At 48.0% G+C, this 11,897-nt stretch carries 13 protein-coding genes; 7 read left to right on the top strand and 6 right to left on the bottom strand.

What is annotated here, in order from left to right; translation table 11 throughout:
- Positions 1-97: 97 nt before the first annotated feature.
- The gene (yhgN, locus tag KXD89_RS01420) at positions 98-691 is read left to right on the top strand and encodes an NAAT family transporter YhgN (RefSeq protein WP_001002544.1); all 594 of its coding nucleotides are present in this window, start codon (positions 98-100) and stop codon (positions 689-691) included.
- A gap of 56 nt (positions 692-747) precedes the next feature.
- Here the strand turns inward: yhgN and gntU are convergent, their stop codons facing one another.
- The 5 genes from gntU to KXD89_RS01395 form a co-directional block, all read right to left on the bottom strand.
- Positions 748-2,088 (bottom strand): gluconate transporter, encoded by a 1,341-nt coding sequence (gene gntU / locus KXD89_RS01415; RefSeq protein WP_000210111.1) that lies wholly within the window; start codon positions 2,086-2,088, stop codon positions 748-750.
- A gap of 3 nt (positions 2,089-2,091) precedes the next feature.
- A complete protein-coding gene (gene gntK, locus KXD89_RS01410; RefSeq protein ID WP_000108330.1) occupies positions 2,092-2,619 on the bottom strand; it encodes a gluconokinase in 528 nt (175 codons plus the stop codon).
- Positions 2,620-2,757: 138 nt separating this feature from the next.
- Positions 2,758-3,753, bottom strand: coding sequence for a gluconate operon transcriptional repressor GntR (gene gntR, locus KXD89_RS01405; RefSeq protein WP_000730252.1), 996 nt, complete (start codon positions 3,751-3,753; stop codon positions 2,758-2,760).
- Positions 3,754-3,976: 223 nt separating this feature from the next.
- Positions 3,977-4,672, bottom strand: coding sequence for a quercetin 2,3-dioxygenase (gene yhhW, locus KXD89_RS01400; RefSeq protein ID WP_000639811.1), 696 nt, complete (start codon positions 4,670-4,672; stop codon positions 3,977-3,979).
- Between the two features lie 122 nt (positions 4,673-4,794).
- Entirely contained in the window at positions 4,795-5,832 is a 1,038-nt protein-coding gene (locus KXD89_RS01395) for an oxidoreductase (protein WP_000236293.1), read from the bottom strand.
- 332 nt (positions 5,833-6,164) lie between these two features.
- Here KXD89_RS01395 and yhhY point away from each other — a divergent pair, with 332 nt between their 5' ends.
- The 6 genes from yhhY (at position 6,165) to KXD89_RS01365 (ending at position 10,070) form a co-directional block, all read left to right on the top strand.
- Positions 6,165-6,653: an N-acetyltransferase gene (gene yhhY / locus KXD89_RS01390; protein WP_001295206.1), complete on the top strand. Its 489-nt coding sequence runs from the start codon at positions 6,165-6,167 to the stop codon at positions 6,651-6,653.
- Between the two features lie 236 nt (positions 6,654-6,889).
- Positions 6,890-8,068, top strand: coding sequence for an Hcp1 family type VI secretion system effector (gene tssD / locus KXD89_RS01385; protein WP_000065894.1), 1,179 nt, complete (start codon positions 6,890-6,892; stop codon positions 8,066-8,068).
- Entirely contained in the window at positions 8,065-8,481 is a 417-nt protein-coding gene (locus KXD89_RS01380; protein ID WP_000988497.1) for a YrhA family protein, read from the top strand. The genes tssD and KXD89_RS01380 overlap by 4 nt, the downstream gene beginning before the upstream one ends.
- A 28-nt stretch (positions 8,482-8,509) precedes the next feature.
- Positions 8,510-9,207 (top strand): IS1-like element IS1A family transposase gene (locus KXD89_RS01375; RefSeq protein WP_094096600.1). Its coding sequence is split into 2 segments (ribosomal slippage): positions 8,510-8,759 and positions 8,759-9,207, totalling 699 coding nucleotides; the frame shifts between segments, so codons are not numbered across the junction.
- Positions 9,208-9,430: 223 nt separating this feature from the next.
- Positions 9,431-9,586 (top strand): protein YrhD, encoded by a 156-nt coding sequence (yrhD, locus tag KXD89_RS01370; protein WP_001307436.1) that lies wholly within the window; start codon positions 9,431-9,433, stop codon positions 9,584-9,586.
- Positions 9,587-9,785: 199 nt separating this feature from the next.
- Positions 9,786-10,070: a YrhB family protein gene (locus KXD89_RS01365; protein WP_000634159.1), complete on the top strand. Its 285-nt coding sequence runs from the start codon at positions 9,786-9,788 to the stop codon at positions 10,068-10,070.
- A 37-nt stretch (positions 10,071-10,107) separates the two neighbouring features.
- Here the strand turns inward: KXD89_RS01365 and ggt are convergent, their stop codons facing one another.
- Positions 10,108-11,850, bottom strand: coding sequence for a gamma-glutamyltransferase (gene ggt, locus KXD89_RS01360; RefSeq protein ID WP_000595082.1), 1,743 nt, complete (start codon positions 11,848-11,850; stop codon positions 10,108-10,110).
- Between the last annotated feature and the right edge of the window lie 47 nt (positions 11,851-11,897).

Below are 11,897 nucleotides of genomic sequence, written 5' to 3'. Positions count from 1 at the left end.
TGAAATTAATCAATGATAGCGAAGCCATCAGTAATGCGACTTATCCTGCTTTGTTAGCACGCAGAAAGTCCGCGGCAATTATCAGGGAATTTGAGTTATGAATGAAATCATTTCTGCAGCAGTTTTATTGATCCTGATTATGGATCCGCTCGGAAACCTACCTATTTTCATGTCCGTACTGAAACATACTGAACCGAAAAGACGGCGGGCAATCATGGTGCGAGAGTTGCTTATTGCTCTCCTGGTGATGCTGGTGTTCCTGTTTGCGGGTGAGAAAATTCTGGCATTTCTTAGCCTACGAGCAGAAACCGTCTCCATTTCTGGCGGCATCATTCTGTTTCTGATCGCCATTAAAATGATTTTCCCCAGCGCTTCAGGAAATAGCAGCGGGCTTCCGGCAGGTGAAGAGCCATTTATCGTGCCGTTGGCAATTCCGTTAGTCGCCGGGCCGACTATTCTCGCCACGCTGATGTTGTTGTCTCATCAGTACCCGAATCAGATGGGGCATCTGGTGATTGCTCTGCTGCTGGCCTGGGGCGGCACCTTTGTCATCCTGCTACAGTCTTCGCTATTTTTACGTCTGCTGGGCGAGAAAGGGGTGAACGCACTTGAACGCCTGATGGGATTGATTCTGGTGATGATGGCAACCCAGATGTTCCTCGACGGCATTCGAATGTGGATGAAGGGGTAACGAGGAGAGTTTTTCGAAAAGAACCCGGTAGCGTCACAACTACCGGGCGAACAAACTTAACTCAACAGCTGGAACGCAATCATCCCAACGATGGCACCGACAGTGCCGAGGATGGTTTCCATCATGGTCCAGGTTTTCAGCGTTTCGGCTTCGGTCGCGCCGGTAAATTTACCGAACAACCAGAAACCGGCGTCGTTAACGTGGCTGACAACAATCGAACCACCAGCGATACAAATCGACAGCGCCGCCATTTGCGCACCGGAGTAGTTCAGTTGTTCAATAACCGGCATCACCAGTCCTACCGCCGTTAAACAGGCTACGGTGGCAGAACCCTGAATGATGCGCACTGCAGCTGCCAGCACGAAGCAGGTGATAGCAATCGGCAGGCCCATGCCGGTTAACGCTTCGCCCAGTGCCGGACCTACGCCAGAGTCAACCAGCACCTGTTTGAACACGCCGCCCGCACCAATCACCAGCAGAATGATCCCCGCCGGTTGCAGCGCGTGACCGCAAATCTCCATCACTTTGTCTTTTGGCATGCCCTGACGCATTGCCAGACCGTAAATCGCCACCAGACAAGCAACCAGAATCGCGGTAAACGGATGACCGATAAACTCAAACCATTCGTAAGCAGTTGATCCTTCCGGCACAAAACGCGCGGCAATGGTTTTCAGCCCTACCAGCACCAGCGGCAGCAGGATCAGCGACAGGCTGAATCCGAAAGATGGCATTTTGCCTTCGCCGAGATGCGGTTCGCTGATGTCGTCAGGAATATGCAGCTCAACGTAACGGCTGATGAAGTTACCCCACAGCGGCCCGGCAATAATCATTCCCGGAATTGCCGCACACAGGCCAATCAGGATCATCCAGCCAAAGTCGGCATTCATCTGCGATGCCAGCAGCATCGGCGCTGGTCCAGGCACCAGAAATGCCGCCGCTGCCGCCACGCCTGCAAATAATGGGATTACCAGCTTCACCAGGTTCGTACCGGTGTGGCGCGCCATTGAGAAAGCAACGCTAATCAGCAGAACTATCGCCACTTCAAAGAACAGCGGTAGCGCACAGACCAGCCCCGCAAGGCCGATGGCATAATGCGCGCGGCTGTGACCGAAGGATTTGAGCATTTTGACGGCAATCTGATCGACTGCGCCGGTTTCATGTAAGATCTTGCCAAACATAGCTCCCAGGGCGACAACCACCGCCAGGAAGCCGAGGGTGCCTCCCATCCCTTTTTCCATCGTCGCTGCGATTTTATCGAGCGGCATACCAGAAAAAAGGCCAGCCCCCATGGACACCACCATTAAAGCCAGGAAAGCGTGCATACGCGCCTTCATGACTAAAAACAGCAGCAGTAAAACAGACCCTACTGCTGTTAAAACAAGCGTTAATGTAGTCACTACTTATTTGCCTTTTTTAATAACCTCAATGGTGCTTGCCACAACACCTTCCAGCGGTTGATCGATATCCACCACCAGTACATCGGTTTCGTCCGCACCCGGCTCCTGCAGCGTTTCAAACTGCGTCACCAACATTTGGGTTTTAAAGAAATGGCCTTTGCGCGCTTTCAGGCGGCTTTCAATCACATCAAAATCGCCTTTCAAATAGATGAAAGAGAGATTCGGATTACCTTCACGCAGCAAGTCGCGATAGTGTTTTTTCAATGCAGAACAGACGATCAGCGACACTTTATTAGTGCGCTGCATAGCAAACGCGGCGTCGTTCAGCGCCTGCAACCACGGTTTGCGATCGTCGTCATTCAGTGGTTCGCCAGACGCCATTTTTTCGATATTGCGCCGTGGATGGAGGAAATCGCCATCAAGAAACGCGGCATGAAGTTGATGCGCCACTTCACTGGCGACCGCAGATTTGCCGCTGCCCGATACGCCCATCAAGACGTAAATGTGGTGATCATGGTTAGTCGTGCTCAAAGTGGTGCCCCCACAATACAAGAATTAAAAATGTTACGGGTAACTGTTATCGGTAACATTGTCCAGCCGGACAATATCAGAAGCAATATCCATCCATGCCTTAAGTGTATAAGTGTGAGCTACTTCAAATTTGTGGGCTTAAATAGATCCGCCCGGTGACAAGGTGAAACCTAAATCTAACATTTTCGGTGTCACAGATTCGCCACGAATACGCGCCAGCAGGCGTTCAGCGCCAATACTGCCCATCCGCTCACGCGGCGTCAGCACGCTCGCAAGTCGTGGCTCCATCACCTGACCAATGTCATGACCGTGGAAACCGGCAATCGCCATATCGTCAGGAACTTTTAACCCCAGACGCTGACATTCAAACGCCGCGCCGACCGCCAGGTCATCATTCGTACAGAACACGCCATCCAGCTGCGGATATTCCCGCCGCGCCTGGCGAATCAGTTCAATACCGGAAGAGTAAGAAGAAGATTGCTCAACCATCACGCTATATGGCACCAGGCCTGCATCCAGCATCGCCTGTTCGTATCCCTTCTGTTTGATGATAGTACGTTCGTCGAGACGTGCGCCGAGATAGGCAATGTGGCGATGCCCGCGAGCAATAATGGCAGTGGTCATCTGGCGTGCTGCTTCAAAGTTATCAAAACCGACGGCGATATCAAGGCATGGCGACTTGCTGTCCATCAGTTCCACCACGGGAATACCCGCCACTTCAATCATCTTTAAGGTGCGCGGCGTGTGGGTACGTTCGGTGAGGATCAGGCCGTCGATATTCCAGGAGAGCATGGATTCGAGGCGTTCTTGCTCCATTTCCGGTTTATAACCGTAGTGCGCCAGCATGGTCTGATAACCGTGCGCGTCGGTGACGCTTTCGATTCCGCGTAATACTTCCGCGAAAACCTGGTTGGTGAGAGAAGGTAACAGGACGCCAATCGCCCGGCTGGTGGCGTTAGAGAGGATATCGGGCGCACGATTGGGAATATAGCCCAGTTCATCAAGAGCCGCGGCAATCTTGCCGCGTAGAGCGACGGAAACCTGCTCCGGGTTGCGTAAAAAACGGCTGACCGTCATTTTGGTCACGCCTACACGGTCAGCCACATCCTGAAGTACGGGTCTTTTCTTTTTCATCGTCCTGAAGGTACAAAAGAGATAGATTCTCTTAGTTTAACACGGACACATCAGAACCTTCCCGGGGAAAACAGTGCTTGTTTACAATTATTAGATATACACTAAATCAATTGCATCGCATTGTGCTAACGACGCGGCAAAACCCCGGAAGCGTACATCAGCACGCGACCGGAGCGAGCGAGGAAGCCTGCAAAAAGGCAGGCTTCAAAGATGCCGTTGAGTTTTAAACCGGCGGCAGATCGAACAGTAACACTTCGCTGTCGCTATCCGCATGGATGGAGATTGCCTGCTCATCCCAGATTGCCAGACCATCGCTGGTCGAGGCTTTCACGCCGTTAATGGTGACATTGCCTTTCACCACCTGGATCCAGACGCGGCGTTCAGCGGCAATCTGATGCACCGACTGCTCATCTTTCAGCAACGCCCAGCGGTACAGTTCCATATCCTGATGCACTTTCAATGAACCATCTCGCGCATCCGGCGAGAGCACCAGCTGTTTGCCCTGTACGGCATCGAAGCGACGCTGTTCATAACGCGGCGTAATACCGTTTTCTTCAGGCATGATCCAGATCTGATACAGATGCAGACGCTCGGTGCTGCTTGGGTTGTACTCTGAGTGACGAATACCCGTACCAGCACTCATAATCTGGAACTCACCCGCCGGAACCTGCTCTTTATTGCCCATGCTGTCCTGATGCTCAACAGTACCTTCCAGCACGTAGGTCAAAATTTCCATATCTTTATGCGGGTGAGTGCCGAAGCCCTGCCCTGCTTCAATCACGTCGTCGTTAATCACGCGCAGCGCGGAGAAGCCCATAAAGTTCGGATCGTAATAGTTGGCAAAAGAGAAAGTATGCCAGGAGTCCAGCCAGCCATGATTTGCATGACCACGTTCATTTGCTTTGCGTAAGTAGATCATTTGTATTCGCCCCCTGAATGATTTCGATGGGCTTAGTGTGGACCCGATCTGCCTGGGATGATAGAGGGTGAAAATTGACCCCTCTGTTCAAAAAAATTGAACTATTCGAGGGGCCATCAAACTTACTTAGCGAGAGTTACTGTGGAGGGAGAGGCTTGCTCAAATCCGCGTTCAAGGATTTCCAGATTGGTAAGAACTTCAGATTCCTTGACGTAATTTGGCGCACCGTGGGTGATGGTTTGATACAACGCATCATAAACGCGCCCGTAATCGCCCATCTCCGGCTTCATCTCTTCTCTGACCGTCACGCCCTCGTCATTGACATACTCCAGCACACCGACCGAATCATCCGCTGCGAATCCCGGTTCGCCCGGCATAATATTAGCCTTCAGGCTGGTTTCCTGCTGGTCGATACCGTATTTAATAAACGAACCTTTCTTACCGTGAACGATAAATTTCGGATAATCGATTTTCACCAGATGGCTGGTTTTGACGATGGCTTTCAGGTCGCCATAAAACAGTTGCGCTTCAAAGGTGTCGTCAGGATTGGCTTTATTACGCAGGCTGCGGATGTCATAAGCGACGTGATCCGGGCGACCGAACAGAGAAATAATCTGGTCCATCGTATGCACACCAAGGCCATAAAACGCGCCATCCTGCGGCAGCCCAGGTTTGGTTTCTGCCACCGGGCGGTAATAGTCAAAATGGCTTTCCACTTCAACAATCTCTCCCAACTTGCCACTTTCAATCGCTTTTTTCGCTGTCAGGAAGCAGGAGTCAAAGCGACGATTCTGATACGGCGTGACGGTCAGCCCTTTGCTTTTCGCCAACGCAAACAGCTCTTTCGCCTGCGCAAGTGTCGGAGTGAACGGTTTTTCGACCAGCACATTTTTCCCGGCTTCCAGCGCGCGTTTCGCGTACTCGAAATGGCTGTCCGCGTGGGTGCAGACAACAACCAGCTTAACATCGGGATCGTTTAGTACTTCGTCGAGATCGCTGGTGAAATGGATATGGGAATAAATGGGAGCCTGTTCTTCCGGCTTCGCATGGCGACGAAAAATATGCGCGACATGCCAGCTATCCTTGCGGTTAAGTACATACGGCAGATGGTAACGGGTGGTGCTTTTGCCGAAGCCAATAAAGGCGCAGTTGATGACCATGATTTCGTCCTTTTTAAGGTGGTTATTTACACCTTAGCGCAAAGCGGACGTGGTTCCTACTGGAGTGCGCATAACGAACACAAGCACTCCCGTGGATAAATTGAGAACGAAAGATCAAAAAAAAAGCCAGCACCCGGCTGGCTAAGTAATACTGGAAGCAATGTGAGCAATGTCGTGCTTTCAGGTTCTCCGCGAGGGTCTTCCTGATCGCGAGACAATAATAATCATTCTCATTCGCACTTGTCCAACACTTTTTGCAAAAAAATGCATTTGACTCGCATTTGAAAGTCAATGATGTTGAAAGGGACATTTACCCCAAAGAGGACAAAGGAATGAGTGAGATAGTAATACGCCACGCAGAAACACGGGATTACGAGGCCATCAGGCAGATTCACGCCCAGCCGGAGGTGTATTGCAACACACTACAGGTGCCTCATCCTTCCGATCATATGTGGCAGGAGCGACTCGCCGATCGTCCCGGCATCAAGCAACTCGTCGCCTGTATTGATGGAGACGTCGTGGGCCATCTCACCATTGACGTGCAACAGCGCCCACGCCGCAGTCATGTTGCCGATTTTGGTATCTGTGTCGACTCTCGTTGGAAGAACCGCGGCGTCGCCAGCGCCCTGATGCGAGAGATGATTGAAATGTGCGACAACTGGTTGCGGGTAGATCGCATTGAACTAACCGTGTTTGTCGATAACGCCCCGGCAATTAAGGTCTATAAAAAATACGGCTTTGAAATTGAAGGGACTGGTAAGAAGTACGCATTGCGTAATGGTGAATATGTCGATGCATATTATATGGCGCGGGTGAAGTAAGATAGTGCCCTTTTTCTGAGATGGAAAAAGGGTGTCATTCAAAATCGACATACCTTCCTTTAAGGTATTTATTTGCCCAATACATATATTGAGATTTAACTCATAATTACTTCCTAAAGTGTAATATTTTATTTTTTAATATATACGCCTACAATTTCCTGGAGTAAATAAATAACAATTAACAAGCATAATATTGCCATTGATAAAATAGCATGCCATAAAAGGACTTTTCAGGGATGAGTAATATTGTTTACCTGACAGTAACGGGAGAACAACAAGGAAGCATCTCCGCAGGTTGTGGGACTTCTGAGTCTACAGGTAATCGTTGGCAGAGCGGGCATGAGGATGAAATATTTACATTCTCACTCTTAAATAATATTAATAATACGGGGCTTGGTTCACAGTTCCATGGTATAACATTTTGTAAATTAATTGATAAAAGCACTCCATTATTTATTAATTCCATTAACAATAATGAACAATTATTTATGGGATTTGACTTCTATCGAATAAATAGATTTGGTAGATTGGAAAAGTATTATTATATACAACTAAGAGGCGCTTTTTTATCGGCTATTCATCACCAGATCATTGAAAACCAACTGGATACAGAAACAATAACTATTAGTTATGAATTTATCCTCTGTCAACATCTTATCGCAAATACCGAGTTCAGCTATTTGGCACTCCCTGAAAATTATAACCGTTTGTTTTTACCAAATTCAAAAAACCAAACAAATAATCGTTTCAAAACGTTAAACAGCAAAGCTATTGGCAGGCTACTTGCTGCTGGTGGCGTATACAATGGGAACATTGAAGGATTCAGAGATACTGCGGAAAAACTGGGTGGAGATGCAATAAAAGGCTATGATCAAATACTAAATGAAAAAACAGCGGGCATAGCGATAGCAACAGCATCTATTCTTTTAACAAAGCGTTCTAATGTTGATACATATACAGAAATAAATAGTTACTTAGGCAAACTTAGAGGTCAACAAAAACTTCTTGATGGTATAGACATAATAGAAATAATATACATTAAGAGACCTTCAAAAGACTTAGCTAACTTACGAAAGGAGTTTAATAAAACTGTAAGAAAAAATTTTCTTATCAAACTTGCAAAAACCTCCGAAGCATCTGGAAGATTCAACGCCGAAGACCTTTTAAGAATGAGAAAGGGCAATGTTCCTCTAAATTATAATGTTCACCATAAACTATCTCTAGATGATGGTGGTACTAATGATTTCGAAAATTTAGTATTAATCGAAAACGAACCATATCATAAAGTTTTTACTAACATGCAATCACGAATAGCTAAGGGAATATTAGTAGGTGAAAGCAAAATCACTCCCTGGGCCATTCCATCTGGCTCAATTTATCCTCCCATGAAAAATATTATGGACCACACAAAATGATGACTAAAACCCAAATAAATAAATTAATAAAAATGATGAATGATTTAGACTATCCATTTGAAGCACCGCTCAAGGAATCATTTATTGAAAGTATAATCCAAATAGAATTTAATTCTAATTCAACTAATTGCCTGGAGAAGTTATGTAATGAAGTTAGTATTCTTTTTAAGAATCAACCTGATTATCTTACTTTTTTAAGAGCAATGGATGGATTCGAAGTTAATGGATTACGATTATTTAGCCTCTCGATTCCAGAACCTTCAGTTAAAAACCTTTTTGCCGTAAATGAATTTTATAGAAATAATGATGATTTCATAAACCCTGATCTACAAGAACGGTTAGTGATCGGGGATTATAGCATTTCAATATTTACTTATGACATTAAAGGTGATGCTGCCAACTTACTGATTTAGTGTATGATGGTGTTTTTGAGGTGCTCCAGTGGCTTCTGTTTCTATCAGCTGTCCCTCCTGTTCAGCTACTGACGGGGTGGTGCGTAACGGCAAAAGCACCGCCGGACATCAGCGCTATCTCTGCTCTCACTGCCGTAAAACATGGCAACTGCAGTTCACTTACACCGCTTCTCAACCCGGTACGCACCAGAAAATCATTGATATGGCCATGAATGGCGTTGGATGCCGGGCAACAGCCCGCATTATGGGCGTTGGCCTCAACACGATTTTACGTCACTTAAAAAACTCAGGCCGCAGTCGGTAACCTCGCGCATACAGCCGGGCAGTGACGTCATCGTCTGCGCGGAAATGGACGAACAGTGGGGCTATGTCGGGGCTAAATCGCGCCAGCGCTGGCTGTTTTACGCGTATGACAGTCTCCGGAAGACGGTTGTTGCGCACGTATTCGGTGAACGCACTATGGCGACGCTGGGGCGTCTTATGAGCCTGCTGTCACCCTTTGACGTGGTGATATGGATGACGGATGGCTGGCCGCTGTATGAATCCCGCCTGAAGGGAAAGCTGCACGTAATCAGCAAGCGATATACGCAGCGAATTGAGCGGCATAACCTGAATCTGAGGCAGCACCTGGCACGGCTGGGACGGAAGTCGCTGTCGTTCTCAAAATCGGTGGAGCTGCATGACAAAGTCATCGGGCATTATCTGAACATAAAACACTATCAATAAGTTGGAGTCATTACCGACATTAAAAGTAACTTTTTTGAAATTAGAGATAATATTGGCACAGAAAATATATTCAGTTCGTTTAGTGATTTCTCTTCATTCTTAAACGAAATCATGGACAGTTGTTCATAATAATCAAAAGGAAACAAAAATCATTGTAAACCATGCCATCTTTTTAGAGATTACCAGCAGAAAATTCCTTGTTCGAAATTTAGCAGTGCAAGCTATGGAAAAACTTACAACGGAACTACACTCCTTAAGTGAGATGGACCGAAGACATGTAGTCTCTATTTTAGCCGAAATAGCTAATGGCTATGATGATTTTAATGACATGTTGATTTATTTAGAATTTTACCCGAATCATAAGATTCTGATATCTTAAATAAGAAAATCCCGTTCGACGTTCTGAAAAAGAAATCATAAAATATTAGCAGATACTTATTTCGTGACTATATCTTATCCGATGAACTTTTTTCAAAACCAGCATTTAATAATATCTTTGACGAAGATGAACGCGTCTTTGCTCAATGTATCACACAGGAATAATAATATAACACTCAACAATAATATTTATTATAATTATGATTACTTATCACGACGCATTCGCGAAAGCGAACCATTACCTTGATGATGCAGATCTCCCGGTCGTCATTACTCTACATGGACGCTTTAGCCAGGGCTGGTATTTCTGTTTCGAAGCACGAGAATTTCTCGAAACTGGAGATGAGGCCGCGCGCTTAGCTGGTAACGCACCTTTTATTATTGATAAAGACAGTGGTGAAATTCATTCTCTGGGAACGGCAAAACCGCTGGAAGAATATCTACAGGATTACGAAATAAAAAAGGCTACCTTCGGCTTGCCCTGACAAAATAGCCCTCTTCCCACGAAGAGGGCCGCTAACCTTAGTACCCCGCCGTTAAATCATCCACCGAGCGCGGGTCGGATGCGCCGTACAACTCACCGTCCGGCCCAACCATAATGCTTTGTGTACTGCCCATCGCCTCTTTCAGCGCCACTTTCTGACCTTTTGCTTCCAGCAGCTTGAGCGTATCCGGGCTAAACCCTTTTTCGACACGCAGCTCGTCCGGCAACCACTGATGGTGGAAACGCGGCGCATTGGTCGCTTCGGCGACGTTCAAGCCATAATCGATGCTATTCACCACCATTTGCAGCACTGTAGTGATGATCCGGCTACCGCCTGGGCTACCGGTAACCAGCCAGGTTTTACCGTCTTTCACCACAATGGTCGGCGACATCGACGACAGCGGGCGTTTGTTCGGCCCGACGGCGTTGGCATCACCGCCCACCAGCCCGTAAACGTTCGGTACGCCCGGTTTGGCGGAGAAATCATCCATCTGGTTATTAAGCAGAATACCGCTCTCGCCCGCGACAATGCCCGTACCGAAGGTGGTGTTCAGCGTATAGGTCACCGCCACCGCGTTACCATCTTTATCCACCACTGAGTAATGGGTAGTTTGATTACTCTCATAAGGCGCAAGCTTGCCGGGGCGAATTTCGCTGGATGGCTTCGCTTTATTGATATCAATTTGATCGGCAATAGATTTGGCATAGGCTTTATTGGTCAGCGCCTGCCACGGTACTTTGACAAAATCCGGGTCGCCAAGATATTCCGAGCGGTCGGCGTAGGCGTATTTCTCCGCTTCTGCCATGATTTGCATCGCATCGGCGCTGCCAAAGCCGTATTTCTTCATATCGAAGTTTTCCAGAATATTGAGGATTTGTACGATATGGATCCCGCCGGAGGATGGCGGTGGCATGGAGTAAACCTGATACCCGCGATAATCGCCGCTTATCGGAGTGCGTTCGACCGCTTTATAGGCTGCTAAATCTTCTTTAGTGATCAAGCCACCGTTTTTCTGCATCTCCTGGGCGATCTGTTCCGCAATCGTGCCTTTATAGAATTCGTCCGGGCCGTTTTCAGCAATCATCTCCAGGCTCTTTGCCAGGTTCGCCTGCACCAGCGTGTCGCCCTTTTTCAGCGGCTCGCCCTCTTTCCAGAAGATAGCTTTACTGTTTTCGTGATTCGGCAACACTTCGCTACCGTAGGTTTTGAGATCGTCAGCCAGCGCGTCGTTAACGATAAAACCATCGCGTGCCAGTTTAAACGCGGGCTGCACGACTTTGTTCAGCGGCATGGTGCCGTATTTATCCAGCGCCAGCGAGAAACCTGCTACCGTACCCGGTGTGCCGGAAGCCAGATGCGAAGTGAGTGATTTTTTGCTGTCCGGGTTGCCCTGATCATCGAGGAACATATCGCGGGTCGCTTTGGCGGGTGCCATTTCGCGGAAATCGATAGCCGTGGTATTGCCATTTTTCGAGCGGATTAACATAAAACCACCACCGCCCAGATTCCCTGCCTGCGGATGCGTTACCGCCAGCGCGTAGCCCACCGCCACGGCGGCATCAACGGCATTCCCGCCCTCCTTGAGAATATCCACCCCCACCTGAGTGGCAGTGGCGTCCACAGACGCTACCATTCCCTGTTTCGCGCGTACCGGGTGGAAGACATCTTCCTCCACACCATACGAGACGGGCGGCGCAGGAGGCGCGGCGGCGGCGCTAAAACAACTTCCTGAGAGCAGAGCAGCAATGGCCACCCGGCGTAAAAACGTCGGTTTTATCATCGTTATTCTCCAGAGATTAAGGGGCAACCCCAGCTAAGCCTGGTATA

It is taken from the genome of Escherichia sp. TC-EC600-tetX4 (assembly GCF_019356055.1).
Taxonomy (GTDB): Bacteria; Pseudomonadota; Gammaproteobacteria; order Enterobacterales; family Enterobacteriaceae.
Note: the sequence above shows the minus strand (reverse complement) of the source record. Positions and strands in the feature narration are given on the sequence as shown.